The sequence below is a fragment of the Rathayibacter sp. Leaf185 genome, assembly GCF_001423885.1.
GTDB lineage: Bacteria > Actinomycetota > Actinomycetes > Actinomycetales > Microbacteriaceae > Rathayibacter.
Map to the genome: position 1 here is coordinate 1173011 of NZ_LMPP01000001.1, position 25666 is coordinate 1198676.

Sequence of the window (25666 nt, forward strand, 5' to 3'; positions counted from 1 at the left end):
AGAACCTACACCTGCGGTGTCGGAGGCTCCCCGTAGGCTCGGAGCATGAGTGTCGACGCCGCCCGGACCACCACCCGAGCGCCGCTGTCGGCTCCGTTGCGCGTGCGCCGGGCCGCGATCTTCGCCTTCATGCTCACCATCGGCATCGGCCTCGCGTCGTTCATCGTGCGCACCCCCGCCGTGCGCGATCTGGTGCAGGCCAGCACCGCCGAGATGGGCCTCATCCTCTTCGGCATCTCGGTCGGCTCGATGACGGGCATCCTCTGCTCGGCCGCTCTGGTGCGCCGGTTCGGGGCCCGTCGCCCGATCATCATCGGAGGCGCCTCCTTCGTCACGGGCCTCGCCCTCCTCGCCGGCTCGGCCGGGCTGGGCCAGGGCATCGGAGTCTTCATCGGGCTCGTCGGCGTCGGCGCCGGCTTCGGCCTGGCCGAGATCGCGATCAACATCGAGGGCGCGGCGATCGAGCAGGTGTCGGGCCGGTCGATCCTGCCCGTCCTGCACGGCTGCTACAGCCTCGGCTCGGTGATCGGCGCCCTCGCCGGCATCGCCATGACGGCGATCGCGTTCCCCGTCTGGATCCACCTGCTCGTCGTCTCCGCGCTCGCTCTGGCCGCGATGCTCTGGGCGGTGCCGAAGATCCCCTCCGAGACGGGCCGGCAGGAGGCGGGCGGCGCCGGCTCCCCCGGGCTCGGCGCTCAGCTCGCCGTCTGGAAGCAGCGGCGCATCGTGTTCCTCGGCCTCATCGTCCTCGCGCTCGCTCTCGCCGAGGGGTCGGCGGGCGACTGGCTGCCGCTGATCATGGTCGACGGCCACGGCGCCAGCGCGACGGTCGGCTCGCTCGTCTTCGCCGGCTTCGCGCTCGCGATGACGATCGGGCGGTTCTCGGGCGAACCCCTCCTCGCCCGCTTCGGCAAGCCCGCCGTGCTGTGCGTCAGCGCCCTCGTCTCGGCGGCGGGGATCGCGCTCGTCGTCTTCTCCGACAGCGTCGTCGTCGCCGGTCTCGCGGTGCTGCTCTGGGGGCTCGGTGCCGCGCTCGGCTTCCCGGTCACCCTCTCGGCAGCGGGAGAGAGCGACGACCCGACGACCACGGTGGGCGCGGTCGCCGCGGCGGGCTACGTCGCGTTCCTCGTCGGGCCGCCGCTGCTCGGCTTCCTCGGCGAGCACTACGGCCTGCGCGGCGCCATGATCGTCGTCCTCGTCGTAGTCGCCGGCGCGTCCCTCCTCACCTCCGCGGCAAGGACCCCGAAGCCCGTCGCACCCTAGCCTCCGACAAGAACGTCGTCCGCGCCGACGAGCCCCCGCCCACTGGTACGAGCGCCGCTCCTTCACGGTCTTCGCGGGTAGACCCGAGTCGCTGCACGCCCAGCCATTCCCGTCAAGCTCCAAAGCTCCTCCCAGGAAGCACTCGCTCGGTGGCCATCCGCGCGTAGCCTCGGCAGCACCATCCGGATCCCTCTTCGCGTGGCCAACGGCATCGCGTGCGGTGCGCCCGACGGCAGGACACCCATGGGACGGCTCGTGTACGACTCCACGCTCGAGGCCGACTTCGACGACCGGCTGCTGGCCCACCTCCAGATCGTCATCGGCTCGAAGCTGAGCCGAGGTGAATCGTTCTACTTCTCGTGGCGGGATTCGGCGGGCAGCGGGGACGGACGGACCTCGATCTGGCTGCATCCGGCGATCCCCCTGCGCTTCAAGTACCACGGCAGCAGGCCGCCGGCGATCAATGCGGAGTGGGTGCGGCGCCTGCTCTTCGACTCGCACTCGGCCGCGGGGCTGCGGATCAGCGAGGAGCCTCCGCGCGGCGGCCCGCCCGACGCGGCCGCGGTGATCTGACGTTCCGTACCCCTGCCGTGGTGCGAGCGGAACCCCCTCGCCACCGGCGAGGAGCGCGACGGAGGCTGGGCACATGAAACGTCTCCGATACGCCGGCGGCAGCCTCCTCGTCGGAGACTCGGTCGCTCACGCCCTGCTCGCCTACGCCCGCGATCTCGCGCTCGCGAGCGCCTCCGACACCGTGATGCTCATAGGGCTGACCGAGGACGGTGCCCGCGACGAGGCCGAGATGCTGATCGGCCCGTCGAGCCAGCTCTTCGCCGACACCGCCGAGGGTCCGGAGTCGCTCCCCGACGACGAGGCCACGATCGCCGAGATGGAGTCGCGCCGCAGCAGGCTGCTCTCGCACCCCGTCCGCCTCGAGGACCAGCAGATCGCCGAGGACAGCGAGTGGTACGCGGAGTGGCCGACCGACTCGTCGTCGCGTCCCGACTGACGCGCCGGCCGCTGAGCGACCCGCTTCAGTACAGAAGTCCGCGTGAAATGTACAATCTGAACCATGACCTCCGTCACTGTCACAGAAGCACGCGCCAACTTCTCCGAGCTGATCGAGCGCTCCCACTCCGAGGCCGTGTTCGTCGAGCGCCACGGTCGCGCGGAAGCGGTCGTCGTCAGTCCCGAGCAGTACGAGCGGATGATGGACGCCCTCGAGGACGCGGAGGACGCGCGTGCCTTCGACGCGGCTCTGGCGGAGGAGGGCGAGAACATCCCGTGGGCTCAGGCCAAGGCCGATCTCGGCTGGGAATGAGCCGCTACCGGATCGAGCTCCGTCCCGCGGCCCTGAAGGCACTGCGCCGGATCGACCCCCAGGATCGGAAGCGCATCCAGGGAGCCATCGCCCTTCTGGGCGAGGAACCGCGACCGCCGGGAGCGAGAGCGCTTCAGGGGCGACCGGGCCTCCGGGTCCGGGTCGGCGACTATCGCATCCTCTACACCGTCGACGACGGAGTGCTCGTCGTCGTGGTCGTGACGCTCGGACACCGTCGCGACGTGTACGAGCGCTGAACTGCGCTCGTACGGGAGGCGCCCTCAGGCCCCCGCGACCGTCGAGCCGCGCACCAGCAGCTCGGTCGGCAGGATGGTCGTCCGGGGGACGTCCTCGCCGGCCAGGACGCGCACGAGCACCGACGCCATCGTCTCGCCGAAGCCGCTGGTGGGCTGGCGCATCGTGGTGATCGGCGGATCGCCGGCCTGCGCGAAGCTGTCGCCGTCGAACCCGGCGAGCGCCACCTCCGTCGGCACCGCGAGACCCCGGGCCCGCAGCACGGTCAGAGCGCCCGCGGCCATCTGGTCGTTCGAGGCGAAGACGGCGTCGATCGGGCGGCCGGAGTCGAGCAGTCGCGTCATCGCGGAGGCTCCGTCGTCGACGGTGTAGTCGCCGTACTCGACGAGCGCATCGTCGAGGCCCGCCGCGATCACGGCCGCGCGCCAGCCCGCGAGGCGGTCGATGGCCGCCGGCATGTCCTGGCGGCTCGCGATCATCGCCGGGTGGCGCCTCCCGAGACCGAGCAGGTGCTCGGTCATCGACCGGGCCGAGGCGACGTTGTCGACGTCGACGACGTAGCCGTCGCTCTCGTCGTCGAGCGGCCTGCCCGCGAAGACGATCGGCAGGGCCGACGCCGTGCGCGGGTAGGAGTGGTCGCCGCTGTGGTGCGAGACCACGAGGGCGCCGTCGACGTTGCCGCCGAGCAGGTAGCGCCGGGTCTTCTCGGGCGTCGACTCCGACGCGATGACGATGTTGAGGGTGTACTCGGTCTCGGCCAGGCGCAGCGCGGCGCCCTGGACCACCGAGGCGAAGAACGGGTCGGCGAACACCTTGGCGGTCGACTCCGGCACCACGAGGGCGATCGCGCGGGTGCGACGGCTGGCGAGCGAGCGCGCGGCGAGGTTGGGCACGTAGCCGAGCTCGTCGATGGCGCTGCGGACGGCGCGGACCGCCTCCTCCTTGACGCGCGGGGAGTTGTTGACGACCCGGCTGACGGTGGCGCGCGAGACTCCGGCGAGGGCGGCGACCGCCTCCAGGGTCGGTACGGCCGGTGCGGTGTCGTTGCTCATGCGTGCCTCTCGATCGAGTGGATCCGAGGCCGAGGGTAGCCGAGGGGGCGCGGCGTGCTGGCCGGCTTCCGAGTCGCGGGCGCACCTCCGGCTCGCAGGAACGAGTCCGGCTCGCAGGAACGAGTGGTTCCTGCGAGCCGAACGAGGTCTCACGAGCCGAAGCTGAGACGACGAGCCGGAGGTGCCCCGGCGATCAGCCCTTGACGGCCCCGCCCATGATCCCCGCGATCAGCTGCTTCCCCGCCAGCACGAACAGCACCAGCAGCGGCACGATCGACAGCACCGCCCCCGCGAGCACCACCGAGTAGTCGACGTAGTAGCCCGATTGCAGCTGCGCGAGCGCCGTCTGCAGCGTCGGGTTCGTCGGGCTCAGCACGATCAGCGGCCAGAGGAAGTCGGTCCAGGCCATCATGAACGTGAACAGCGCCAGGATCGCCATCGCCGGCCGGGCGGCCGGCACGGCCACCGTGAGGAAGGTGCGGAACTGGTTCGCTCCGTCGACCCGCGCCGCCTCGATCAGCTCGTCGGGGATGACGTCGACCAGGTACTGCCGCATGAAGAACACGCCGAAGGCCGTGACCAGCGTCGGCACGATCACGGCGCCGAGCGTGCCCGTCCAGCCGAGCTGCCGCATCAGGATGAACAGCGGGATGATGCCCAGCTGCGTCGGGATCGCCATCGTGGCGACGACCGTGATCATCAGGCCGTCGCGCCCGCGGAACCGCAGCTTCGCGAACGCGTAGCCGGCCAGGGTCGAGAACGACACGACCGAGAGGGTGATGATGCCCGAGACGATGACGCTGTTCAGCAGCGCGGTCCAGAACGGGATCGCCGTGAACACCGTGGCGGCGTTGGCGAGGAAGTTGCCGCCCGGGATCAGCGGCAGAGTCTCTCCGCGGGTCGAGTTGGAGCCGCTCGCGACGACGAACGACCACCACAGGGGGTAGGTCGAGCCCAGGATGAAGGCGCTCAGCAGCCCGTACGTGAGGAACCCGGGGCGGTCGACGCGGCCGGCTCCGCGGCGGCGCAGGCCGCGTCGGACGGGGAAGGGCGCGGTGGTGGCGGGGGCGGTCATCGCTCGCTCGCGTTCTGGCCGAGGCCGGTCGAGGTCAGCAGGGGGTCGGTGGCCGCGATCTCGTCCGCGGTCGCCGTGCGACGCCTCCGCTTCGAGACGACGCGGTTCTCGACGGAGGCGATCCGCCGCGAGATCGCGAAGTTGACGAGTCCGATCAGGACGATCAGGAGGAAGAGGAGCCAGGCGACGGCCGCGGCCTCGCCGAAGTTCTGGCGGAAGAACGCCATCTCCCAGAGATAGAGGACGGTGGTCTGGAACTGGCGGTCGGAGCCTCCGATGCCACCGGCGTTCGACACGTCGAAGAGGCGCGGCTCGGCGAAGATCTGCAGGCCGCCGATGGTGGCGGTGATGATCACGAAGATCAGGGTCGGGCGGATGTTCGGGATCGTGATCGAGACGAAGCGGCGGAACGAGCCCGCGCCGTCGAGCGCCGCCGACTCGTGCAGGTCGCGCGGAACGGCCTGCATCGCGGCGAGGAGGATGAGGGCGTTGTAGCCGGTCCAGCGCCAGTTGACCATCGACGCGATCGCGACGTGGCTCGCGAGCCGGTCGTTCGTCCACTCGATCGGGGCGATCCCGACGACGCCGAGGAGGTTGTTCACGAGCCCGTCCTGATCGCCGAAGATGCTCGAGAAGATCAGCGCGACGGCCACGGGCGAGACGACGTAGGGCAGCAGCACGCTCATCCGCCAGAAGGTGCGGGCGCGCAACGACTGGTCGAGAGCGGCCGCGAGCAGGAGGGCCACCGCGAGCTGCGGGATCGTGGACAGCAGGAAGATGCTGAGGGTGTTGCCGATCGAGTTCCAGAAGAAGCGGTCGCCCAGCACGGCCGCGAAGTTGCCGAGGCCGACGAAGTCGCCCTGGCCCTGCAGCAGCTGCCAGTCGTAGAGCGAGACGACCAGCGTGTAGACGAGCGGGAACGCCCCCGTGATCGCGAAGAGCAGGAAGAACGGCGAGATGTAGAGGTAGGGCGACGCCTTGACGTCGAATCGGCTCGCGCGCTGACGGAAGGTCAGCGGGAGGCGGGGCGCTGGACGCTTGCCCGCCGGGGGTGTCGCCGTGACCGGCGGAGTGAGAGTGCTCGTCATGGCGACGGTGCCTTCCTCGAGTCGGAGAGACCCAGCGGGCCCCGGTCGGTGTCGCGACCGGGGCCCGCTGAGCGGAGGGAGTGGGTCAGTCGACGAGCTCGTCGAGCAGGGTGAGCGCCTCGGCCCACGCGGCGTCGCCGTCGAGCTCGCCGCGGTCGACCTTCTGCAGGACCGGGCCGAACACGTTCTCCTGGATCAGCGAGTCGTCGGGGCCCTTGTACTGGGCCACGACCCCCTCGGCGCGCTTCGCGAGGATCTCGCCGGTCGGCGAGTCGTTCAGCGACGGGTCGGGAGTGGCGGCGGAGGCGAGCTCCTCCTGTGCGGCGATCGTGCTCGGGAACGGACCGGCCGCCTCGAACGCCTTCAGCTGCTGCTCGGGCTCGCTGAGCCACGAGGCGAGAGCCGCGGCCTCAGCAGGGTGCTTCGACTGGGTCGGGACCGACAGGAACGAGCCGCCCCAGTTGGCTGCGCCTCCGGGGAAGACGTCGGCGAAATCCCAGCCGGTGTCCGCGGCGTCGCCGCCGCCGGCCTCGACATTGCTCTTCAGAGTCCCGAACATCCACGCGGGGCAGACGAAGGTGGCGAAGGTCTCGTCGGTGAACGACTTGCCTTTGTTCCAGTCCCAGGCCTTCTGCGCGGCCGAGAGTCCGGATCCGGCGGCGTCGGTCAGCTGGCCCCAGCGCTCCTCGAGCTCGGGGTTGCCCTCGATGTTCAGCTCGCCGTCGGCCGTGTAGTAGCCCTCGGGCAGCTGATTGACCATGGCGTTCCAGACGAATCCGGAGTGGTCGTACCAGGCCTTGCCCGTGGTGTCGTGGTACTGCTTGCCGGCCGCGAAGTAGTCCTCCCAGGTGGCGTCGGAGCCGCCGAGCAGCTCGGCGACGGCCGCGCGATCGGTGGGGAGTCCAGCCGCCTCGAAGGCCGCCGTGTTGTAGCAGAGGCCCTCGGGGCCGATGTCGGTGCCGTAGCCGATGACGCGGCCCTCGGGGTCGGTGGCCTGCTCGTACTTCCAGTCGACCCAGTCGGCCTTGCGGTCCTCGATGCCGTGGTCGCGCAGATCGACGAACTGGTCCGAGACCTCCATGATCGAGCCGAGCCAGCCCTCCTCGATCGCGACGACGTCGGCGAGGCCGGATCCGGCGGCGAGCTTGGTGAAGGCGTCGGTGCGGGCGTTGCCACCCGTGTCGATGTTGTTCGGGACGATGGTGATCCCGGGGTTCGCCTCCTCGTACTCGGCGTAGAGGTCGTCGAACCCCATGGCGTTGAACGTGGTGACGGTCAGTTCGACGTCTCCGCCCTCTGCGGCGTCGGATCCGGACGAGCATCCGGTGACGAGCAGGGCGAGAGTCGAGGCGCCGGCGATCGCGGCGGCGATCCTGGTGCGTCGTGATGTGGGCACGGTCACTCCTTCGTGATGGGTGGCAAGGCACGTCGTAGAGCGCTCTCACACGGCTGCGTCGTATCCGTGAGAGCGCTCTCACACGGTGTGCTGCGAGCATACGGAGCGGTGTGCACAGAGGTCAAGGATTTTGTGAGAGCGCTCTCTCCGAACGCCCGTGCGAGCCCTCGGGCGGTCCCGCCTCCGCGAACCTGGCCGATGAGCGAGCGGGGGGTGGCCGGAGAGCGACGCTCCGGCGCGGCCCTGCCGGGAGGCGTCTGGGCGCGCGGGACCGCGGTCGGCAGCGGTGCTGGAGTGTCCCGGTGCCCGCGCGCGTCGCCGGACGCCCCCCTCTCCCGAAGGAACAGCCATGCCCGCCACACCCGCCAGCCGCACTACGAGCGAGCAGCGCACCGAGCACGCCGAGCAGTACTCGGCGGCCGCCCGCTACGCCTCGGAGGCGTTCGGCACGTTCCTCCTGGTCGCGGGAGGCGTCGGCACCGCGGTCTTCGCCTCCGCGTTCCCCGACTCGGCCAACGCACTCGGCGTCGGGTTCCTCGGGGTCGCGCTGGCCTTCGGGCTCACCGTCATGACGGGCATCTACGCCGTCGGCCACATCTCGGGCGGGCACTTCAACCCGGCGGTGTCGATCGGCTTCGCCCTCGCGGGGCGCACCGAATGGCGGCACATCCCGGGTTACATCGTCGCGCAGCTCGTGGGCGGAGTCGCGGGGGCGGGCGCCGTCGCGCTGATCGCGGCCGACGGGCCGGCCGGCTACCTCGCCGCGGCGCGCGACTCCGGATTCGCGTCGAACGGCTACGGCGCGTTCTCACCGGGCGGGTTCGGGCTGGGCGCGGTGATCCTCGCCGAGGTCGTGCTGACGGCCGTGTTCGTCGGAGTGATCCTCTCGGTGACCGCGAAGAGCGAGTACAAGGCCATCGCGCCGCTCGCGATCGGGCTCACCCTCACGCTGATCCACCTGATCAGCATCCCGATCAGCAACACCTCGGTGAACCCGGCCCGCTCGATCGCGGCGGCCGTCTTCGCGGGGTCGGACGCACTCGGGCAGGTGTGGGTGTTCCTCCTGGCGCCGATCGCGGGCGCCGCGCTCGCGGGCATCAGCGCGAAGCTGCTGCACCGCCGCTGAGCGCCCGCGACTCCTCGAGAGTTGTCGTAGTCGACCCGCGAGTACGACAACTCTCGCGTTCTCAGCCCGCAGCGAGACCGAACGCGCACGAGAGGGCGGCGGCCTGACTCCGCCAGAACCGCCGCGAGACCTCCTTGGTGCGCAGGACCGCGTCGAAGCCGTGGAAGGCGCCCGGGACGATCTCGAGCTCGCACGCGACCCCCGCCTCCCGGAGCCGCTCGGCGTAGCGGACGTCCTCGTCGAGGAACAGGTCGAGGCTGCCGACCCCGATCCATGCCGGAGGCAGGCCCGTCAGGTCGTCGCGGCGGGCGGGTGCCGCGTACGGCGACGCGGGGATCGGTCCCGGTGCGTGCCCGAGGTAGGACGTCCAGCCGAACCGGTTGCTTCCGGGAGTCCACATCCGGACGCCGTCGGTCGACAGGTCGGTGCGCAGTACCGTGCGGTCGTCGAGCATCGGGTAAACGAGCAGCTGGAACACGAGGACGTTCTCGCCGCGGTCGCGCGCGAGCTGCGCGACTCCCGCCGCCAGCCCGCCTCCCGCGCTCGCCCCGCCGATCGCGATCCGCGCGGGATCCACGCCGCGCTCCTCCGCGTGGGCGAGGAGCCACAGGACGACGGCGTGGACGTCCTCCACCGCCGCCGGGGCCACGTGCTGGGGTGACAGCCGGTAGTCGACGGTCACGACGGTGATGCCCAGCGTTCGCGCGAAATCGATGCTCGACGCCTCGTCGATGAGGTGGTGGCCGCTCACCATGCCGCCGCCGTGGACCCAGACGAGAGCCGGGGCGGCTCCGCGCACCGACCGCGGACGGTAGATCCGGATGCGGACCGGTGGCGCCCCGGCGGGGCCGGGAACCCGCAGGTCGTCGACACGCAGATCCTCGGGGGCGCGCCGGTCGGGGGCGGGCAGCCGGTTCATCAGCCGCACGATCCGCGGGCCGAACGAGAACGTCGGAAGCAGGCGCGCGACGCGCAGATCGGGGTGGAACTCAGCCATCGACGGCTCCTCATCACTCGCGTCCGCGTCACCCTCGCATCGAATCGAGGCCGGGAACCCGCTCAGTCTGCAGGAGACACGGCCGTCGACGGAGCCCCGATTCCTCCGACGTCGCAGTGGTCGAGGTCGACCGAGTGCGGAGATCCACGACGCGCCGGGGAACACGACGCGCCTCCCGCGCGTTGCCTCTGACATGACGGTTCCCCTCTCGATACTCGACCTCGCCCCCATCGCTCCCGGAGAGACCGCGCGCGACAGCTTCGCCGCGTCCGTGGCCCTGGCGCAGCAGGCCGAGCGGAGCGGCTACCGCCGCGTCTGGTACGCGGAGCACCACAACATGGCCTCGATCGCCTCGAGCGCCACCTCGGTGCTGATCGCGCACGTCGCCTCGCAGACCTCGACGATCCGGCTCGGGTCCGGCGGCATCATGCTGCCGAACCATTCGCCCCTGCAGATCGCCGAGCAGTTCGGCACCCTCGAGACCCTGCACCCGGGCCGCATCGATCTCGGCCTCGGCCGAGCGCCCGGCAGCGACCAGGCCACCTTCCGTGCGCTGCGCCGCGACCCGGAGTCGTCCGACCGCTTCCCGGAGGACGTCCTCGAGCTCCAGGCGTTCCTCGCCGGCCAGTCGAGCGTCGCCGGCGTGAGCGCCACCCCCGGCGCCGGCACGCGTGTGCCCCTCTACATCCTCGGCTCCTCGCTCTTCGGCGCGCAGCTCGCCGCCGCGCTCGGCCTGCCCTACGCCTTCGCCTCGCACTTCGCGCCCGACGCGCTGCACCAGGCCGTCGCCGCCTACCGCCGCGGCTTCCGCCCCTCCGAGCAGCTCGATGCGCCCTACGTGATCGCCGGAGTGAACGCGATCGCCTCCGACAGCGTCGACGACGCGCACGAGCAGTTCGCGCAGATGAAGCGCGCGCGCCTGATGATGCTGCTGCGCCAGAGCGGGCAGATCCCCCTCGACCGCACCTTCGACGACGAGGAGCTCGACGCGCTGCTGAGCGCCCCGATCGGTGCGCACGTGGCGAGCATGACGACCTACACCGGCGTCGGCACGGGCGAGCAGGTGGCCGACTACGTCGCCGACTTCGCGCGCACCGCCGACGTCGACGAGGTCATCGTCGCCCACGCGTCCCTCGTGACGGAGGCGCGGCTCCGCTCGGTCGCGCTGCTCGCCGACGCGAACGAGCGCGTCGCCGCCTAGCACCGCCCCTAGGCGGAGCCGCTCCCGCTCCCGGCGAGCGGGTGCACCGCGACGACCGCCGCGACCAGCACCAGTGCGGCCGCGGTGATCGTGATCTCGAGGCGCAGCACCGGCTCGCGCGTCCACGCGCACCGCAGGAGGCGCACTGCGCAGCCCCCGCCGAGTGCGGCCGACCAGACCACGAGCATCCAGCCGATCAGCCAGGCGAGCGAGAACAGCAGCTCGGCGTCCACGATCCGCGGCGCGACTCCGAGCGCCACCGCCGACCCGCACGCCAGCACGAGGGCGGCGACCGGCACGGCGACGGTCCCGTGCTCTGCGGCCTGCTCGCGCTCCACCGTCTGCTGCACGCCGCCGACTCTAGGCGGCCCGGGCGAACACGGCGCATCCGGTGCGGGAACGCCCGGTGCGCCGATCCGTCGCTCCCTCGAACGCCGCCGGGCGACCCCCGCGACGGATCGATCACGCGATGCTCCCGATCGGGGCCTCGACGCCCGGGGGATACCGCGGGACGATGGCGCATCCGACGGAGGAGTGCAGCGTGTTCGGGAGACGAGTCTGGGAGCCCGCGGTCGCGACGATCGTGCTGGTGCACATCAAACGGGTCTCGAGCGACGGCCTGACTCCGACGCGGGAGTGGTCGGCCGACGTGAGGCGGGCCGACGGATCGGTGGCGCGAGCCAGGATCGACGAGCCTCGCTGGGTCACCGACTTCTGGCCGCCCGACGCGGGCGCCGTCGTGAAGGTCGAGGTCGACCCGAAGACCGGCTCGGTCCGCTTCGACGTCGCGCACGACCCCCAGCTCAGCGTGCGCGGCCAGGAGAAGCTGATGGCCGAGAAGTTCAAGCGCTCTCTGGACGCGTCCTGACTCCGCGGATGCGCGCTTAGACTCTCCCGCATGACGCAGTTGAGGATCCGGGACGCCGCGCACTTCCTCGGAGTCAGCGACGACACCGTCCGTCGCTGGATCGACTCGGGACTGCTCGGGAGCGAGAAGGACGGAGCCGGCCGCGGCGTCGTCGACGCGCTGGCCGTCGCCGAGCTCGCGCGCAAGAACGCGGTCCTCCCCGCCGACCCGTCCGAGATCGGCCGCTCGGCGCGCAACCGGCTCGTCGGAGTCGTGACCGGGGTCGTCACCGACACCGTCATGGCGCAGGTCGAGCTGCAGTGCGGCCCGCACCGCATCGTCTCGCTGATGAGCAGCGAGGCCGTCCGCGAGCTCGGCCTCGAACCCGGCTCGATCGCGATCGCCGTCGTCAAGGCGACGACCGTCATGATCGAGACCCCCGCGGGGAAGGCGTGACATGAGCGCCCCCCGCCGCCTCGCCCCCGCCCTGCTCGCAGGGGCCGCCGTACTCGGACTGGCCGCCTGCTCGAGCACCCCGGCGACCACCGCAGCCACGACCGGCGCTCTCACCGGCTCGATCACCGTCTTCGCCGCCGCGTCGCTGAAGAACGCGTTCACCGAGCTCGCCGACGAGTTCGACGCAGCGAACCCCGGCGTAACCGTCGAGCTCACCTTCGCCGGCTCCTCCGATCTCGTCACCCAGATCACAGAGGGGGCCCCCGCCGACGTCTTCGCCTCGGCCGACGAGAAGAACATGGCGAAGCTGACCGACGGCGGCCTGATCGACGCCTCCGCCCCGGTCGACTTCGCGACCAACACCCTCGAGATCGCGGTGCCCCCGGGCAATCCGGCCGGCATCGCCTCCTTCGCCGACCTCGCCCGAGCGGGCGTGACGACCGTGGTCTGCGCACCCCAGGTGCCGTGCGGCGCCGCGACCGCCGCGGTCGAGACGGCGACCGGAGTCGACATCGCGCCCGTGAGCGAGGAGTCGTCGGTCACCGACGTGCTCGGCAAGGTGACCAGCGGCGAGGCCGACGCGGGTCTCGTCTACGTCACCGATGTGCTCGCCGCGGGCGACGCCGTCGAGGGCATCGAGTTCGCCGAATCGTCGGAGGCGATCACCACCTACCCGATCGCGCCGCTCGCCGGATCCAGTGACACGGCGCAGGCGTTCGTCGACTTCGTGACCGGTGAGGTCGGGCAGGGCGTGCTCGGATCCGCGGGCTTCGGCGCGCCGTGACGCCCGGCGTGCCCCGCTGGGTGATCGCCGTCGCGGTCGTCGGCGGCGCCTTCGTGGTGCTGCCGCTCGTCGCGATGATCACCCGGGTGAACTGGGCCGAGTTCCTCCCCCTGATCACCTCCGAGGCCTCGCTCGACGCGTTCGGGCTGAGCCTGCGCACCTCGCTGACCGCGACCCTCCTCTGCCTGCTGCTCGGCGTGCCGATGGCGATCGTGCTGGCCCGCACGCGCTTCCGCGGGCAGCGGATCCTGCGCGCGCTCGTGCTGCTGCCCCTCGTGCTGCCGCCGGTCGTCGGAGGCATCGCGCTGCTCTACACGTTCGGCCGCCGCGGTCTGCTCGGGCAGTCGCTGGAGGTGCTCGGCGTGAGCATCGCGTTCTCGACCACCGCGGTGGTGCTCGCGCAGACCTTCGTCGCGCTTCCGTTCCTGGTGCTCAGCCTCGAGGGCGCGCTGCGCACGGTCGGCACCCGGTACGAGGCCGTCGGAGCCACGCTCGGCGCGCGGCCGACGACCGTGTTGCGCCGCGTCACGCTCCCTCTAGTGCTGCCGGCCCTCGTCTCGGGTGCCGTGCTGTCGTTCGCGCGGGCGCTCGGCGAGTTCGGCGCGACCCTCACCTTCGCCGGTTCGCTGCAGGGAGTCACCCGCACGCTCCCGCTCGAGATCTACCTGCAGCGCGAGACCAGCCCCGACACCGCGGTCGCGCTGTCGCTGGTGCTCGTCGTGTTCGCCGTGGCGGTCGTCGCCCTCGCCCACCGGGTCGGCGAGAGCCGGATCCACCCGTGATGCTCGAGTTCACCGCGGCCCTGATAGCGCGCGGCTTCGACGTCGAGCTCTCGATCGACGAGGGCGAGACCGTCGCGGTCCTCGGGCCGAACGGAGCCGGCAAGTCGACCCTCCTGAGCGTGCTCGCCGGACTGCTGGTGCCCGATGCCGGGCGCGCGACGCTGAACGGCCGGGTGCTCTTCGACCTCGCCGCCCGCGGCCCGAGCCGGTGGCGTCCGCCGCACGACCGCGGAGTCGCGCTGCTCGCCCAGGACGCCCTGCTGTTCCCGCACCTCAGCGCCCGCGACAACGTCGCCTTCGGACCTCGGAGCAGCGGAGCGTCGCGGACGACCGCCGGAGCCCGGGCCGACGACTGGCTGGCGCGCGTCGGCGCCTCCGACCTCGCCGCCCGACGGCCGGCGCAGCTCTCGGGCGGCCAGGCGCAGCGGATCGCGGTCGCGCGGGCCCTCGCCGCCGACCCCGCGCTCCTCCTGCTCGATGAGCCGATGGCCGCCCTCGACGTCTCGGTCGCGCCCGCGCTCCGGAGGCTGCTGCGCGAGGTCCTCGCCGACCGCACCGCCGTGATCGTCACCCACGACGTGCTCGACGCCTACACCCTGGCCGATCGGGTCATCGTGCTCGAGCGCGGCCGCGTCGTCGACTCGGGCCCGACCCGCGCTGTCCTCGACCGCCCGACGACCCCGTTCACCGCGAACCTGGTGGCCCTCGATCTGCTCAGAGGCACCGCGCACGGCGCGACCGGCGTGCTCACCGCATTCGGTCTCGTGACCGCCTTATCCGGCGAGCCGATCACGGAGGGTCGCCGCTCGGCGATCGCTGTCAGCCCCGGCCGCGTGAGCGTGGCGACGACGCGCCCCTCCGGTGACAACGTGCTGCCCGGAGTCGTGACCGACATCGAGCCCCGCGGCGACGTCGTGCGCGTGCGCTCGGCCGAGCTCGCCGCCGACCTCGCTCCGGGTGCAGTCGCCACCCTCGACCTCGCGGTCGGCGACCCCGTCTGGTTCGCCTTCGCGGCCGCCGACGCCACCCGCTACCCGCTCGCCTCCTAGCCCCAGGCTCGTCGAAGACGAACTCGCCCGATAGCGCACCACCACCCGCATCGCCCACGAGGAGAACGCACACGAGCAGCACCGCCGCCGCCGGTCACCAGCCGATCGGCCATCAGGACGCTCGACCATCACGAGCCTCGCCCTGTTCTCGCAACGTCGCAGAGTCAGCTCGTGTGGGCGACCTTGTGAAGGACGTCGAGCGCGGCATCGATCGCGGCTTCCAGGGGCCAGGATGCTTTCTCCGGCTGGCTCAGGATGAGACCTCCTTGGAGGGCGGCGAGGATGGCGACGGCGATCCGTTGCGGGTCGGCATCCGAGTCGACCCTGCCTGCGCTCTGCATCTTGGCGACCCCCGACGCGAGTGACAGCCGCCAGCTCGTCATGCTGTCCGTGATGATGCGAGCCAGCTCGGGATCCGTCATGGCTGCCTGCGTCGCCATCGATCCGATCGGGCAGGCCCACCTGCCGAGACCGATGTAGTAATCGACCAGGGCATCACGCCAGGCGTGCCAGGACTCCCAGCTCGAGAGGTCGTCGATGTGCGGCTTCTGAGCGGCGAGAAGCTCGCCGCCCTCCCAGACGGCGACTTCACGGACGAGCTCCGCTTTGCCGCCGGGGAAGTAATGGAAGAGCTGGCTCTTGCTCGTGAGCGTCGCTGCACGGACGGTGTCGAGAGTGGTCCCGCCGATGCCGGAGGCGAGAATCTCTCGACCGGTCGCCTCGATGATGCGTTGACGAGTGGCTCGACCACGTTCGGTGATTGTCGCGGCCTGCATGAATTCAGACTACTCCAGTGGACCCCGCGGTCCACTCCGTGCTAGGAATGGACCGTGAAGTCCAACGAAGAAGAACTCGTCTCAGTCCCGTCCGATGACCGGCTCGCCGGTCAGACCGCGCTCGTCACCGGCTCCAGCAGTGGCATCGGCGAAGCCATCGCCCGTGTGCTCGCCGCGTCCGGCGCCCATGTCATCGTCAACGGTCGTGATGCCGAGCGCACGCAGGCTGTCGTCACGATGATCGAGCGTGCGGGCGGCAAGGCCTCCCCGCTCGTCGCCGATCTCGGGACATCGGCCTCCGATGTCCGCCGGTTCGCCGCTGACGCCGTGGCTCTCGCCGGCGGCCGGATCGACATCCTGGTGAACAACGCCGGAATCTATCCGGCGACCGCGACCGCCGATCTCGCTGAGGACGACCTCGACGCGGTTCTCGGCATCAATATCCGTGCCCCGCACGTGCTCGTGGCGGCCCTCGCACCGGCCATGGCGGAGCGCGGCCGCGGGTCGATCGTCAATATCGGGTCGTGGATGGCTCGCGTGGGCCTGCCCTTCGGCGCGATGTACACAGCGTCGAAGGCGGCACTCGAGCAGATGACGCGCACCTGGGCCGCCGAGTACGGCCCTCGAGGGGTTCATGTGAACACGGTCGCTCCTGGCGCGACGAGCACTCCGGGCAACGCCGAGAGCGCAGACGTCCTGGCGGCGATGACCGCCGTGACCGTCGCAGGACGCCCGGTACGGCCCGTCGACGTCGCCTACGCCGTCCGGTTCGCCGTTTCGGACGAGGCCCTGTTCCTGCACGGCTCGATCGTCGACGTCGACGGCGGAATCGCCCAGACGCGGCTCGGCTGATGCCCGACCCGCGAGGACCGTTCGGCGCCGAGTCGACCGCCCTCGAGGTCGTCGACGGAATCGACCTCCGCAACAGAACAGCAGTCGTCACCGGCGCAGGATCCGGCATCGGCGTCGAAACGGCCCGCGCCCTGGCTGCTGCCGGCGCAGCCGTGACCCTCGCCGTCCGCGACGTCACGACGGGGAACCGAGTCGCGGCAGACATTCGAGCGAGCACGGGCAACGATGCTGTCCATGCTGCGTTCGTCGACTTGGCCGATGTCGGATCCATCCGATCGTTCGTCGACTCGTGGTCGGGGCCACTCCATCTGCTGGTGAACAACGCCGGCGTCATGGATCTACCCGAGCAACGCACTCCGGAGGGGTGGGAACTGCATTTTGCCGTCAATCACCTCGGCCATTTCGCGCTCGCGCACGGCATGCACCCGGCGATGCGCTCGGCGGGTGGCGCGAGGATCGTGTCGCTGAGTTCCAGTGGGCACGCATCCTCGGCTCTCCGTTTCGACGACCTGTTCTTCGAGAGAGACCCCTACGACCCGGGGCTCGCCTACGGGCAGTCCAAAACGGCCGACGTGCTCTTCGCCCTGGAGGCGACCCGGCGATGGCAGGACGATGGGATCGCAGGATCCGCAGTCATGCCCGGCGGCATCTGGACCAACCTGCAACGCCACTGGGACCCAGCCGTGCTCGTGGACATGAAGCGGCGGTACCGGACGAAGACCGTGGAGCAAGGTGCTGCCACGAGCGTCTACGTCGCCACGCGGGCTGTGCTGGGGGTCGGGACTCCCGGCTACTACGAGGACTGCCACCCGGCGGAGGTCGTGGCGGCGATCCAGGGAGGAGTTCACGGGGTTCTCCCGCACGCGCTGGATCCTGCCGCGGCAGATCGGCTCTGGGAGGTATCGGAACGGCTGCTGGCACAGTCGCGGTAGCTGCCGAGAACTCTCCGAGCGGGACGCGAACGGCCCTGAGCGAGCTGAGCGGCCACGGGTGGCGGACGGACCACCCGTGGGCGCTGAGGGCGACCGACATCTCTCCGTCGTGGCTCGTCGATCGCTGGAGGCCCGGTCGGCATGACTGCCGCTTCGAGCAGGACGCCGGCGCTGTCGAAGCGGCACCAAGGGTTCGTCAGGTGCGCAGGTAGGAGGCGCCGTTGGCGTCGAGTATCGCTCCAGACGACCAGGTGGCCTCGGTGGACGCGAGCCAGAACACGGCTGCGGCGATCTCCTCGGGGGCACCGACTCGACCGAACGGGCTTTGCGCGCGGAGGGCATCCCCGTCAGCACTGTTGAGCTTGGCGAGCTGGCGTTCAGTAGCGACGAAGCCGGGTGCGACGGTCGTGACCGAGATGGCGTGTGGCGCGAGGGCGACGGCGAGCGACTGGCCGAGGGCATGAAGGCCCGCCTTGCTCGCGGCGCAGGCCGGGCTGACGGTTGCCGCAGTCTGGAGCTGATGGCACACCAGCATCAGTCCAGGCGGACCCCGCGCAGCAGTAGCACCGTGGAGGCGACGACGATGCCGGTCCCGAGAAGTACCCCGCCGGCTCCTGCTGCGGTGGCCACGCCCCCAGCAGTGTGGGAAGCGCGATCCGACCGATCCGATGACCTGCGAGGCGGAGGCGACGGCGACGGCGACGAGCAGGACCGTCATGATGCCGGCGCTGACGAACAGTGGCGTCGGATCCGTTTGTCCAAGCGGCTCCTGAGAGTTGGAGTTCGCCTACGCGTTGCGCGCTGATGCCGGCTGGCGCGATGACGCTCTCGAGCGGAGGTCCGCCGTCCGGTGATCTGCTGCGCGGCAGGTACGAGCTGACGGAGCGCACGATGGGTCAGCTGTGGTGAGCGAGACGCCGGGCGATGGTGTTGATCTGGCTGCCCGGGACGACGTGCTGGTCGGCGGCCGAGCGCCAGGCCGCGAAGTGGGGCGCTCTCCGGTGCGCGTCGATCGCGTTCTGGTCGGTGTAGACCTCGTGGAAGACGAAGTGCAGCTCGTCGGTGACGTCTTGGCAGACGTCGAAGTAGAGGCAGCCGGGCTCGTCGGTGAAGGTTCGTGTGGCGTTCTCGGTGATCGCGGTGAGGAAGTCGTCGAGGTGGCCGGGGCGGACGTCGAGGGCGACGGTGAGGGTGAGCATGGCGCTGCTTTCGAGGGTGTCAGGCGAGAACGGGAGTGGCGTCGATGAGGTGGCGGGGCGTAGGGAAAGCGGGGAGGCGTCCGCCGGCCATCTCCTCGAGGACGCGGACGACTTGGCAGCTGTATCCGACTTCGTTGTCGTACCAGACGTAGAGCACGAGGTGGTCCTCGGTCGCGATGGTCGCGAGGCCGTCGACGACGCCGGCGTGACGGGAACCGAGGATGTCGCTGGAGACGATCTCCGGCGATTCGAGGTAGTCGATCTGGCGTCGAAGGGGCGAATCGAGGGATGCGGTGCGCAGGTGGCGGTTGATCTCCTCGCGAGTGACGGGCCTCGTGGTGCGGAGGTTCAGGATCGCGAGGGACACGTTGGGGGTGGGGACGCGGATGGCGCTGCCGGTGAGCTTCCCCGCCATGCCGGGGAGGGCTTTGGCGACGGCCTTCGCCGCGCCGGTCTCGGTGATGACCATGTTGAGGGTCGCGGCGCGTCCTCGGCGGTCACCGGCGTGGAAGTTGTCGATGAGGTTCTGGTCGTTGGTGAAGGAGTGGACCGTCTCGATGTGACCGCTGTCCACGCCGCAGTAGTCGTCGATCATCTTGAGGACCGGAGTGATGGCGTTGGTGGTGCACGAGGCGGCGGTGACGATGCGGTCGGAGTCGGTGATGCTGTCGTGGTTGATGCCGTAGACGACGTTCTTCAACTCTCCCTTGCCGGGAGCGGTCAGCAGCACGCGTGCGACGCCGCGTGAGTGCAGGTGCTGTCGCAGGCCCTCCTCGTCCCGCCACCGGCCGGTGTTGTCGATGACGATGGCGTCGGTGATGCCGTACTGGGTGTAGTCGACGCTCGCGGGCGAGTCGGAGTAGATCACCTGGATGAGGGTGCCGTTGGCGAGGATGGTGTCGTGCTCCTCGTCGATGGAGATGGTGCCGTTGAAAGGCCCGTGCACGGAGTCGCGGCGCAGCAGGCTCGCCCTCTTGACGAGGTCGTTGGCTGAGCCCTTCCGGACGACGATGGCGCTCAGCCGCGTTCCGGAGGCGGTATCGCCGTGCTCGATCAGGATGCGGGCGATGAGGCGCCCGATCCGGCCGAAGCCGTAGAGGACGACGTCGCGGGGCGCGTGGCGCGGAAGTGTTGCGCCGACGACGGGGGCGAGCTCGGTGCGGAGGAACTCAGCGAGGTCCTGACCGGCACCGTGGCTGCGGTAGAGGTAGGCGAGATGGCCGACGTCGATGGACGATGCGGCGAGGTCGAGGTCGCCGAGGGCTCTGACGATGGGCAGGGTCTCGGCGAGGGGCAGCTCGACTTCATCGATATGACGAGCGAAGCGGTGAGCCTTGAGCAGCTCGACGGCGGACTGATTGATGAGACTGCGGCCGTGCAGCGAGGTGATGACGTTGCGGCGGCGGTACAGCTCGCCGATGAGGGGGATCATCATCTCCGCAGCAGCCTGGCGGTCCTCCCAGGACGAGGCGCGCAGGAGGTGGTCGGTCAGGTTCATCATCGCTCCCGCGGAAGGTCGAGGCCTGTCTCGGCGGCGAGCTTCTCCAGATCCAGCCAGGTGTTCTCCGGCAGCAGGATTCCGGAGGCGCGGTTCGCGATCTCTGCGCGATCTTCGAGCTCGCCGGGGTAGAAGATCTCGTCGTAGCCGGGAGCCAGCGGGGTCTGTTTCACTTCGTCGACCATCTGGTGCACTCGACCTGCGAAGTCCTCCGGGTCGCCCATGGCGGCGACGTCGATGGCGATGAAGAGGTGGCCGGCGCCGCTGGGCCTGTCGGCTTCATAGGGCCCGTGCACGCCGCGGCCGACCTGCGATCCGGTGAGCGCTCCGGAGAGCACGTCCATCATGAAGCTGATCGCGTAGCCCTTGTGCCCTGCCATGGGCAGGATCACTCCGTGCACGGCCTGCTCCGCGTCGGTGGTCTCGTGCCCGTCCGGGGTCAGCGCCCATGTCGAAGGGATGGGGACGCCTCTCTGGCGGGCGAGGTAGATCTTGCCTCGTGCGACGGCGGTGTTCGCGATGTCGAGTGCGACGACCTTCTCGCCGTAGGGAGCGGCGATCGACCAGGGGTTGGTGCCGACGCTCTTCTCGCGGCCGCCCCACGGGGCCATGGCGGGCGAGGCGTTGGTGGTGAGGATCGCTGTGCATCCCTCGGCGGCTGCGCGGCGGGTGAAGTACATCGCCGTTCCGAAGTGGTTGGAGTTGCGCACTCCCACCGCGCCGATCCCGTGCAGGCGCGCGCGGCGGACGGCCTCGGATCGAGCCCTGTCGGTCAGCACCTGACCGATTCCGTCGTGCCCGTCCAGCAGGAGGAGCGAGCCGGTATCGATCAGAGTGGTCGGCTCAGTGACCGCCTTCATCGCTCCGGTGCGCAGCCGGTCGATGTACCACGGCAGTCGCAGCAGGCCGTGAGACTGGTGACCCCACAGATCGGCCTGGACGAGCGAGTCGGACACCAGTGCGGCATCGTCAGTGGGGACACCGAAGTACTCGAGTACCTCGCGTCCGAAGTCGCGCAACGGTGCCGGGGCGATGCGGTCGCGCTCGGTGGTGGTCTCAACCATGTTCGAACCTCTCGGCGGACGTGACCCCGTTGGCCGTCCGGATCTCTGTATACCTTAGCGTATTCCTAAAGAGCAAGAGCTGTGGGTGGTCCGAGTGAGTCAGTTCGCGAGGTCGACGAGGGCGCTGCTGACACGGGTCGAGGAGAGCAGGGTGTTGAAGATCCCCTGGTCGACGTGGAAGAGGTGCTGCGTGCAGGCGACGGCCGCGCGATCGGCGTCGCCGGAGATCACGGCGTGGCACATCTCGAGGTGCTCCCTGACCGATTCGGCGAGGCGCCCGACGTCGGCGTGCGCGATCAGGCGCAGGCGTGCGGTGTGCGGCCGGAGCTCGTCGATCGCACGAGCGAGGTACTCGTTCGGAGTCGTCGCCACGACTGCGTCATCGAATCCGGTCGCCAGAGCAGCGAAGGTCGTGGCGAAGTCGGAGGAGTACTCCACGCCGTTGATCGCCTCGAATCTCTCTGCCAGCGCCCGGAACGTGGCGGAAACGGCAGGATCCTGACTGCTGCGGCGAGCGACCTCGCGCAGTGCCGCCGGCTCGAGGAGGCGCCGGTAGTCGAACAGCGCACGAGCTCCCTTCAGAGAGAGCCGCGACACCGTCGGCGCCTTCCTGGGCGCGATGTCGACCAGCTGCTCGGCGGCGAGACGGCGCAGTGCTTCGCGAACCGGGGTGCGCGAGGCGCCGGTTCGCTCGACGAGCATCACCTCGGGCAGCTGCTCCCCCGGCTGGTACACGCCGCTCTCGATGTCGGCCTTGATCTGGCGGTACACGATCTCGGTCTTGCCGAGCTTGCTGCCGAGGACGGAGGGGTCCCTCACCACGGTCAGCTGCGCGCGTTGGTTCGTCATACCGCCAGTTTAGTTTGCAAAGAGGTATACCTGCGGGTATAACTAGAGCCACCGACCTCCGCCGTCGCCCTCTGCAACGTGACGGCCACCCAACTTAGGGAGCAACGATGCTCGTCATTCTCGGCTTCGGCATGATCGCCGTGTTCTTGTATCTCGTCATGGCCAAGAAGGCGACCCCGATCGCCACCCTCATCCTCGTGCCGCTGATCTTCGGCGCCTTCACCGGCGCCGGCCTGGGCATGGGCGACATGATCGAGGAGTCCATCCTCAAGCTCGCGCCCACGGCGGCACTGCTGTTCTTCGCCATCATCTTCTTCGGCACGATGATCGACGTCGGCCTCTTCGACCCGCTGATCCGGCTGATCCTGCGCTTCGTCGGCGACGACCCCGTGAAGCTCGTCGTCGGAACGGCACTGCTCACCTCGATCGTCTCCCTCGACGGCGATGGGTCGACGACCTTCATCATCGTCACGTCCGCGTTCCTCCCGCTCTACCTGCGCCTCGGAATGAGTCCCGTCACCCTCACCGTGGTCGCTGCGATGTCCAACGGCGTCCTGAACACCGTGCCCTGGGGTGGATCCACCGCCCGCGCGGCAGCCGCACTGGGCGTCTCGCCGATCGACATCTTCGTCCCGATGATCCCCGCGATCGCAGCCGGCCTCGTCGCAGTCATCGTGCTGGCCTACTTCCTCGGCCGTGGCGAACGCAAGCGCATCGGCACGCTCGAGCTGCGTCCTTCGCAGGGCTTCCTGAAGCGCCCGGACCTCTCCAACGAGTCCCATGAGACGTTCGTCAACGAGAACGCGGCCGCCCAGTCCCACACCACCGGCGCCGCCCGCCACGGTGAGCGAGGCGGCACCAGCAGCTCCTCCCCCGCCAGCGGTTCCAGCGTCGTCATCACGAACAACTTCACCCCCGACCTGTCCCTCACCGGCGGAATCGCCGTCCGCCCGAACGCGCGCCCGCGACTGATCTGGTTCAACCTCGTCCTCACGCTCGCCGTGATGACGATCCTCGTCATGGACGTCGTCCTTCCCGCCGTGATCTTCATGGCCGCCGCGGCGATCGCTCTGGTGGTGAACTTCCCGAAGATCAAGGAGCAGTCCGCGCAGATCAAAGCCCACGCGGACAGCGTCATCAGCGTCGTCGGCATGGTCTTCGCCGCCACCGTCCTCACCGGCATCCTCAACGGCACCGGCATGGTGGAAGCGATGGCCGAATGGCTCGTCTCCGTGATCCCCAGCGAACTCGGCCCGTTCATGGCCGTCATCGCCGGAATCCTCTCGATCCCCCTGACCTTCGTGATGACCAATGACGCGTTCTACTTCGGAGTCCTGCCGATCTTGTCCGCGACCGCCTCGACCTTCGGTCTCGATCCGGTCGAGATGGCACGTGCCTCCCTCGTCGGCCAGTCGCTGCACCAGTCCAGCCCGCTCGTGGCGTCCTTCCTGCTGCTGATCGGCCTGGCGAACGTGAGCCTCGGAGACCACTTCAAAAAGGTCATCTGGCGCGGCACGATCGTCGCCCTGGTGATGCTCGTCGTCGGCGGGCTGACCCTCGCCTACCCCCTCTTCTGACCCTCCCTTCCACTGCGACCTGCAAGGAGAACCACCCATGATCACAGCGATCGACCCGCGTAACGGTCACGAAATCGCCCGGTACGAGGCACACACTCCAGACCAGGTGCAGACCATCCTCGACGAGTCCGTGGCAGCACAGAGGCTCTGGCGAAAGACCCCCCTCTCCGAGCGCAGCGCACTGCTGCGCCGCACCGCCGCCGTCCTCCGTTCCGGTGCCGAGGAGTACGCACACCTCATGACCGGCGAGATGGGCAAGCCCGTCGTCGAGGCGGAAGCCGAAGTCGAGAAGTGCGCGCTCACTCTCGACTACTACGCCGACCACGCCGCCGAATTCCTCGCCGACACCGTCGTCCCCTCCGGCGCCGCAGACAGCCGCATCGTGTACGACCCGCTGGGCGTCGTGCTGGCGATCATGCCCTGGAACTACCCCTTCTGGCAGTTCTTCCGCTTCGCAGCACCCGCCCTCGCAGCCGGTAACGGCGCGATCCTCAAGCACGCCAACAACGTCCCCGGATCCGCGCTCGAAGTGGAGAAGATCTTCCTCACAGCCGGCGCCCCGAAGGGCCTGTTCCGCACGGTCATGATCAACTCCAGCGAAGTCGCCGGACTCATCGCCGATGACCGCATCGCCGCCGTGACCCTCACCGGCTCCACCGAGGTCGGCGAGATCGTCGCCGCACAGGCCGGAGCGGCCCTGAAGAAGCAGGTCCTCGAGCTCGGCGGTTCCGACCCGTTCATCGTCCTCGCGGACGCCGACATCTCCGCCGCCGCGACCGCCGCCGTCAAGGCCCGCTTCACCAACAACGGGCAGAGCTGCGTCAACGCCAAGCGGTTCATCGTCGAGAACAGCGTCGCGGACGAGTTCGTCGCCGCCTTCACGGAGAACGTGCGCGCGCTCACCGTCGGCGACCCCTTCGACCGTCGCACCTCCGTCGGCCCGATGGCCCGCGCGAACCTCCGTGCGACCCTCCACGATCAGGTCGAGCGCTCCATCGCCGCCGGCGCCGTCGTCACCATCGGCGGCGACGTGGTCGAGGGGGAGGGCTTCTACTACCAGCCCACGATCCTCGACCACGTCACCCCTCAGCACGCCGCGTTCACCGAGGAGACCTTCGGCCCCGTCGCCGCGATCATCCGCGTCGCCGACGTCGACGAAGCGATCGCCCTCGCCAACACCACCGACTTCGGGCTCGGTGCCGCGATCTGGACGAGCGACCTCGATCGCGCGGACCAGCTCGCCCGCGACGTCGACGCCGGCGCCGTCTTCATCAACAGCATCGTCGCCTCCGATCCGCGCCTGCCGTTCGGCGGCATCAAGAAGTCCGGCTACGGCCGCGAGCTCGGGGTCAACGGCATCCGAGAGTTCGTGAACGTGAAGACCCTCTCCATCGGCTACGCGGTCGCCCCCGCCACGCTCAGCGCGGCCAACGCTGACACCGAAGCGGACCTCATCACCGTCGGAGGCGACTGATCATGCCCGAAACGTCTCCGATCTCCAGCTACTCTCCGCGCATCCTCCGCCTCGCCGACCTCCCCTCGAAGGACCGCGGCGCGGGAGCCAAGACCACACCTCTGGTCACCGCCGCGCGTGGCGGAACCAGCTACCTCAACGGCATCACCCAGTTCCAGCCCGGCGCGGCCATCGGCCACCACACCCACAACGTCGCCGAATCGGTCATCGTCATCCGAGGTCACGCGATCGTCGACATCGACGGGGCCGAGACCCCGCTCTCGACCTTCGACACCACCTTCGTCCCCGCCAACATCCCGCACCACTTCACCAACGCCTCCGACACCGAGCCGATGGCGATCTTCTGGACATACGGCTCGCTCGACTCCACCCGGACGATGGTCGCCACGGGCGAGCACGGTCGGATCGACGGCGAGCACGCCGGAGCAGCCCACGACGTGCGGATCGTGCGGGAGATCGCCCAGATCGACGTCCTCCCCGGCCACGACGAGCAATTCGAGAAAGCCGTTGCCGAGGCAGCCCCGCTGTTCCAGCGGGCCAAGGGCGCCCGCACCTTTCAGCTCGAACGCTCGGACGAGTTCCCCCTGCGGTACCGCCTCATCGTGGGATGGGAGACCGTGGAGGACCACATGGTCGGCTTCCGGGAATCCGAGCAGTTCCAGGCCTGGCGCGCCCTCATCGGCGAACACCTCGTCGGCACGCCCCAGGTCGAGCACGTGCGCACCGTGCTCACCGCGTTCTAGGCCCGGCGGA

General features: G+C 69.9%; 29 protein-coding genes. 17 read left to right on the plus strand and 12 right to left on the minus strand.

Annotation, left to right across the window (positions count from 1 at the left end):
• The first annotated feature begins 45 nt into the window (after nucleotides 1-45).
• The 5 genes from ASG06_RS05625 to ASG06_RS05645 all read left to right on the plus strand — a co-directional run bounded on the left by ASG06_RS05625 (nucleotide 46) and on the right by ASG06_RS05645 (nucleotide 2841).
• Complete coding sequence (locus tag ASG06_RS05625) at nucleotides 46-1263, plus strand: MFS transporter (protein ID WP_056039681.1); 1218 nt, start codon at nucleotides 46-48, stop codon at nucleotides 1261-1263.
• Between the two features lie 243 nt (nucleotides 1264-1506).
• Nucleotides 1507-1836 carry a DUF7882 family protein gene (locus tag ASG06_RS05630; protein ID WP_056039684.1) on the plus strand — a complete coding sequence of 110 codons (330 nt, stop codon included), beginning with the start codon at nucleotides 1507-1509 and terminating at the stop codon, nucleotides 1834-1836.
• Nucleotides 1837-1909: 73 nt separating this feature from the next.
• Nucleotides 1910-2272 (plus strand): hypothetical protein, encoded by a 363-nt coding sequence (locus ASG06_RS05635; protein WP_056039687.1) that lies wholly within the window; start codon nucleotides 1910-1912, stop codon nucleotides 2270-2272.
• A gap of 63 nt (nucleotides 2273-2335) precedes the next feature.
• Nucleotides 2336-2584 carry a type II toxin-antitoxin system Phd/YefM family antitoxin gene (locus ASG06_RS05640; protein ID WP_056039689.1) on the plus strand — a complete coding sequence of 83 codons (249 nt, stop codon included), beginning with the start codon at nucleotides 2336-2338 and terminating at the stop codon, nucleotides 2582-2584.
• A complete protein-coding gene (locus ASG06_RS05645) occupies nucleotides 2581-2841 on the plus strand; it encodes a type II toxin-antitoxin system RelE family toxin (protein ID WP_056039691.1) in 261 nt (86 codons plus the stop codon). Before ASG06_RS05640 ends, ASG06_RS05645 begins: the two co-directional genes overlap by 4 nt.
• 24 nt (nucleotides 2842-2865) lie before the next feature.
• Here ASG06_RS05645 and ASG06_RS05650 read toward each other — a convergent pair whose 3' ends face one another.
• From ASG06_RS05650 to ASG06_RS05665, 4 genes are all read right to left on the minus strand, one after another.
• Complete coding sequence (locus ASG06_RS05650; RefSeq protein WP_056039694.1) at nucleotides 2866-3891, minus strand: LacI family DNA-binding transcriptional regulator; 1026 nt, start codon at nucleotides 3889-3891, stop codon at nucleotides 2866-2868.
• A 193-nt stretch (nucleotides 3892-4084) separates the two neighbouring features.
• Nucleotides 4085-4966 (minus strand): carbohydrate ABC transporter permease, encoded by an 882-nt coding sequence (locus ASG06_RS05655; RefSeq protein ID WP_056039696.1) that lies wholly within the window; start codon nucleotides 4964-4966, stop codon nucleotides 4085-4087.
• The gene (locus ASG06_RS05660) at nucleotides 4963-6054 is read right to left on the minus strand and encodes a carbohydrate ABC transporter permease (protein WP_082498959.1); all 1092 of its coding nucleotides are present in this window, start codon (nucleotides 6052-6054) and stop codon (nucleotides 4963-4965) included. The genes ASG06_RS05655 and ASG06_RS05660 overlap by 4 nt, the downstream gene beginning before the upstream one ends.
• Nucleotides 6055-6139: 85 nt before the next feature.
• On the minus strand, nucleotides 6140-7450 hold the full coding sequence (locus tag ASG06_RS05665) for an ABC transporter substrate-binding protein (protein WP_056040529.1): 1311 nt from the start codon (nucleotides 7448-7450) through the stop codon (nucleotides 6140-6142).
• A 349-nt stretch (nucleotides 7451-7799) separates the two neighbouring features.
• Between ASG06_RS05665 and aqpZ the strand changes: the two genes are divergently transcribed.
• The gene (aqpZ, locus tag ASG06_RS05670; protein ID WP_082498960.1) at nucleotides 7800-8576 is read left to right on the plus strand and encodes an aquaporin Z; all 777 of its coding nucleotides are present in this window, start codon (nucleotides 7800-7802) and stop codon (nucleotides 8574-8576) included.
• A 61-nt stretch (nucleotides 8577-8637) separates the two neighbouring features.
• Here aqpZ and ASG06_RS05675 read toward each other — a convergent pair whose 3' ends face one another.
• Nucleotides 8638-9573, minus strand: a complete 936-nt coding sequence (locus ASG06_RS05675) for an alpha/beta hydrolase (protein ID WP_056039700.1) — start codon at nucleotides 9571-9573, stop codon at nucleotides 8638-8640.
• Nucleotides 9574-9766: 193 nt separating this feature from the next.
• Here ASG06_RS05675 and ASG06_RS05680 point away from each other — a divergent pair, with 193 nt between their 5' ends.
• Nucleotides 9767-10774: an LLM class flavin-dependent oxidoreductase gene (locus ASG06_RS05680; protein ID WP_056039701.1), complete on the plus strand. Its 1008-nt coding sequence runs from the start codon at nucleotides 9767-9769 to the stop codon at nucleotides 10772-10774.
• A gap of 8 nt (nucleotides 10775-10782) precedes the next feature.
• Here ASG06_RS05680 and ASG06_RS05685 read toward each other — a convergent pair whose 3' ends face one another.
• Complete coding sequence (locus ASG06_RS05685; RefSeq protein ID WP_056039703.1) at nucleotides 10783-11124, minus strand: hypothetical protein; 342 nt, start codon at nucleotides 11122-11124, stop codon at nucleotides 10783-10785.
• Nucleotides 11125-11315: 191 nt separating this feature from the next.
• On the opposite strand from ASG06_RS05685, the gene ASG06_RS05690 reads away from it, so the two are divergent.
• From ASG06_RS05690 to ASG06_RS05710, 5 genes are read left to right on the plus strand one after another with little or no spacing between them, the layout of a single operon-like run.
• Nucleotides 11316-11642 (plus strand): hypothetical protein, encoded by a 327-nt coding sequence (locus ASG06_RS05690; RefSeq protein ID WP_156465871.1) that lies wholly within the window; start codon nucleotides 11316-11318, stop codon nucleotides 11640-11642.
• A gap of 30 nt (nucleotides 11643-11672) precedes the next feature.
• Entirely contained in the window at nucleotides 11673-12077 is a 405-nt protein-coding gene (locus ASG06_RS05695; protein ID WP_056039707.1) for a TOBE domain-containing protein, read from the plus strand.
• A gap of 1 nt (nucleotide 12078) precedes the next feature.
• Nucleotides 12079-12861, plus strand: coding sequence for a molybdate ABC transporter substrate-binding protein (gene modA / locus ASG06_RS05700; protein ID WP_056039709.1), 783 nt, complete (start codon nucleotides 12079-12081; stop codon nucleotides 12859-12861).
• Nucleotides 12858-13643, plus strand: coding sequence for an ABC transporter permease (locus tag ASG06_RS05705; protein ID WP_231727620.1), 786 nt, complete (start codon nucleotides 12858-12860; stop codon nucleotides 13641-13643). The genes modA and ASG06_RS05705 overlap by 4 nt, the downstream gene beginning before the upstream one ends.
• On the plus strand, nucleotides 13643-14692 hold the full coding sequence (locus tag ASG06_RS05710; RefSeq protein WP_056039713.1) for a sulfate/molybdate ABC transporter ATP-binding protein: 1050 nt from the start codon (nucleotides 13643-13645) through the stop codon (nucleotides 14690-14692). The genes ASG06_RS05705 and ASG06_RS05710 overlap by 1 nt, the downstream gene beginning before the upstream one ends.
• Before the next feature lie 164 nt (nucleotides 14693-14856).
• Here the strand turns inward: ASG06_RS05710 and ASG06_RS05715 are convergent, their stop codons facing one another.
• Entirely contained in the window at nucleotides 14857-15468 is a 612-nt protein-coding gene (locus ASG06_RS05715; protein WP_056039716.1) for a TetR/AcrR family transcriptional regulator, read from the minus strand.
• A gap of 54 nt (nucleotides 15469-15522) precedes the next feature.
• Here ASG06_RS05715 and ASG06_RS05720 point away from each other — a divergent pair, with 54 nt between their 5' ends.
• A complete protein-coding gene (locus ASG06_RS05720; RefSeq protein WP_056039719.1) occupies nucleotides 15523-16320 on the plus strand; it encodes an SDR family NAD(P)-dependent oxidoreductase in 798 nt (265 codons plus the stop codon).
• Nucleotides 16320-17252, plus strand: coding sequence for an SDR family NAD(P)-dependent oxidoreductase (locus tag ASG06_RS05725; RefSeq protein WP_056039721.1), 933 nt, complete (start codon nucleotides 16320-16322; stop codon nucleotides 17250-17252). The genes ASG06_RS05720 and ASG06_RS05725 overlap by 1 nt, the downstream gene beginning before the upstream one ends.
• A 196-nt stretch (nucleotides 17253-17448) precedes the next feature.
• Here the strand turns inward: ASG06_RS05725 and ASG06_RS19870 are convergent, their stop codons facing one another.
• The 5 genes from ASG06_RS19870 to ASG06_RS05750 form a co-directional block, all read right to left on the minus strand.
• Entirely contained in the window at nucleotides 17449-17787 is a 339-nt protein-coding gene (locus ASG06_RS19870; RefSeq protein WP_156465872.1) for an SDR family NAD(P)-dependent oxidoreductase, read from the minus strand.
• 361 nt (nucleotides 17788-18148) lie between these two features.
• On the minus strand, nucleotides 18149-18451 hold the full coding sequence (locus ASG06_RS05735) for a putative quinol monooxygenase (RefSeq protein WP_056039723.1): 303 nt from the start codon (nucleotides 18449-18451) through the stop codon (nucleotides 18149-18151).
• Between the two features lie 19 nt (nucleotides 18452-18470).
• A complete protein-coding gene (locus ASG06_RS05740; protein ID WP_056039725.1) occupies nucleotides 18471-19952 on the minus strand; it encodes a glyceraldehyde-3-phosphate dehydrogenase in 1482 nt (493 codons plus the stop codon).
• Nucleotides 19949-21013, minus strand: coding sequence for an Ldh family oxidoreductase (locus tag ASG06_RS05745; protein ID WP_056039727.1), 1065 nt, complete (start codon nucleotides 21011-21013; stop codon nucleotides 19949-19951). The genes ASG06_RS05740 and ASG06_RS05745 overlap by 4 nt, the downstream gene beginning before the upstream one ends.
• A 99-nt stretch (nucleotides 21014-21112) precedes the next feature.
• Entirely contained in the window at nucleotides 21113-21862 is a 750-nt protein-coding gene (locus ASG06_RS05750; protein ID WP_082498962.1) for a GntR family transcriptional regulator, read from the minus strand.
• A gap of 107 nt (nucleotides 21863-21969) precedes the next feature.
• Here ASG06_RS05750 and ASG06_RS05755 point away from each other — a divergent pair, with 107 nt between their 5' ends.
• From ASG06_RS05755 to ASG06_RS20460, 3 genes are read left to right on the plus strand one after another with little or no spacing between them, the layout of a single operon-like run.
• A complete protein-coding gene (locus ASG06_RS05755) occupies nucleotides 21970-23439 on the plus strand; it encodes a CitMHS family transporter (protein WP_056039731.1) in 1470 nt (489 codons plus the stop codon).
• A 37-nt stretch (nucleotides 23440-23476) separates the two neighbouring features.
• Nucleotides 23477-24913, plus strand: a complete 1437-nt coding sequence (locus tag ASG06_RS05760) for an NAD-dependent succinate-semialdehyde dehydrogenase (protein ID WP_056039734.1) — start codon at nucleotides 23477-23479, stop codon at nucleotides 24911-24913.
• 2 nt (nucleotides 24914-24915) lie between these two features.
• Complete coding sequence (locus ASG06_RS20460) at nucleotides 24916-25656, plus strand: cupin domain-containing protein (protein ID WP_231727621.1); 741 nt, start codon at nucleotides 24916-24918, stop codon at nucleotides 25654-25656.
• Nucleotides 25657-25666: the final 10 nt, after the last annotated feature.

What these genes read in the sequence shown, in the direction of transcription:
- ASG06_RS05625 (WP_056039681.1), top strand. Translation starts at nt 46, where the DNA reads ATGAGTGTCGACGCCGCCCGGACCACCACCCGAGCGCCGCTGTCGGCT.
- ASG06_RS05630 (WP_056039684.1), top strand. Translation starts at nt 1,507, where the DNA reads ATGGGACGGCTCGTGTACGACTCCACGCTCGAGGCCGACTTCGACGAC.
- ASG06_RS05635 (WP_056039687.1), top strand. Translation starts at nt 1,910, where the DNA reads ATGAAACGTCTCCGATACGCCGGCGGCAGCCTCCTCGTCGGAGACTCG.
- ASG06_RS05640 (WP_056039689.1), top strand. Translation starts at nt 2,336, where the DNA reads ATGACCTCCGTCACTGTCACAGAAGCACGCGCCAACTTCTCCGAGCTG.
- ASG06_RS05645 (WP_056039691.1), top strand. Translation starts at nt 2,581, where the DNA reads ATGAGCCGCTACCGGATCGAGCTCCGTCCCGCGGCCCTGAAGGCACTG.
- ASG06_RS05650 (WP_056039694.1), bottom strand. Translation starts at nt 3,891, where the DNA reads ATGAGCAACGACACCGCACCGGCCGTACCGACCCTGGAGGCGGTCGCC.
- ASG06_RS05655 (WP_056039696.1), bottom strand. Translation starts at nt 4,966, where the DNA reads ATGACCGCCCCCGCCACCACCGCGCCCTTCCCCGTCCGACGCGGCCTG.
- ASG06_RS05660 (WP_082498959.1), bottom strand. Translation starts at nt 6,054, where the DNA reads ATGACGAGCACTCTCACTCCGCCGGTCACGGCGACACCCCCGGCGGGC.
- aqpZ (WP_082498960.1), top strand. Translation starts at nt 7,800, where the DNA reads ATGCCCGCCACACCCGCCAGCCGCACTACGAGCGAGCAGCGCACCGAG.
- ASG06_RS05675 (WP_056039700.1), bottom strand. Translation starts at nt 9,573, where the DNA reads ATGGCTGAGTTCCACCCCGATCTGCGCGTCGCGCGCCTGCTTCCGACG.
- ASG06_RS05680 (WP_056039701.1), top strand. Translation starts at nt 9,767, where the DNA reads ATGACGGTTCCCCTCTCGATACTCGACCTCGCCCCCATCGCTCCCGGA.
- ASG06_RS05695 (WP_056039707.1), top strand. Translation starts at nt 11,673, where the DNA reads ATGACGCAGTTGAGGATCCGGGACGCCGCGCACTTCCTCGGAGTCAGC.
- modA (WP_056039709.1), top strand. Translation starts at nt 12,079, where the DNA reads ATGAGCGCCCCCCGCCGCCTCGCCCCCGCCCTGCTCGCAGGGGCCGCC.
- ASG06_RS05710 (WP_056039713.1), top strand. Translation starts at nt 13,643, where the DNA reads ATGCTCGAGTTCACCGCGGCCCTGATAGCGCGCGGCTTCGACGTCGAG.
- ASG06_RS05715 (WP_056039716.1), bottom strand. Translation starts at nt 15,468, where the DNA reads ATGCAGGCCGCGACAATCACCGAACGTGGTCGAGCCACTCGTCAACGC.
- ASG06_RS05725 (WP_056039721.1), top strand. Translation starts at nt 16,320, where the DNA reads ATGCCCGACCCGCGAGGACCGTTCGGCGCCGAGTCGACCGCCCTCGAG.
- ASG06_RS19870 (WP_156465872.1), bottom strand. Translation starts at nt 17,787, where the DNA reads ATGCTGGTGTGCCATCAGCTCCAGACTGCGGCAACCGTCAGCCCGGCC.
- ASG06_RS05735 (WP_056039723.1), bottom strand. Translation starts at nt 18,451, where the DNA reads ATGCTCACCCTCACCGTCGCCCTCGACGTCCGCCCCGGCCACCTCGAC.
- ASG06_RS05740 (WP_056039725.1), bottom strand. Translation starts at nt 19,952, where the DNA reads ATGATGAACCTGACCGACCACCTCCTGCGCGCCTCGTCCTGGGAGGAC.
- ASG06_RS05745 (WP_056039727.1), bottom strand. Translation starts at nt 21,013, where the DNA reads ATGGTTGAGACCACCACCGAGCGCGACCGCATCGCCCCGGCACCGTTG.
- ASG06_RS05750 (WP_082498962.1), bottom strand. Translation starts at nt 21,862, where the DNA reads ATGACGAACCAACGCGCGCAGCTGACCGTGGTGAGGGACCCCTCCGTC.
- ASG06_RS05755 (WP_056039731.1), top strand. Translation starts at nt 21,970, where the DNA reads ATGCTCGTCATTCTCGGCTTCGGCATGATCGCCGTGTTCTTGTATCTC.
- ASG06_RS05760 (WP_056039734.1), top strand. Translation starts at nt 23,477, where the DNA reads ATGATCACAGCGATCGACCCGCGTAACGGTCACGAAATCGCCCGGTAC.
- ASG06_RS20460 (WP_231727621.1), top strand. Translation starts at nt 24,916, where the DNA reads ATGCCCGAAACGTCTCCGATCTCCAGCTACTCTCCGCGCATCCTCCGC.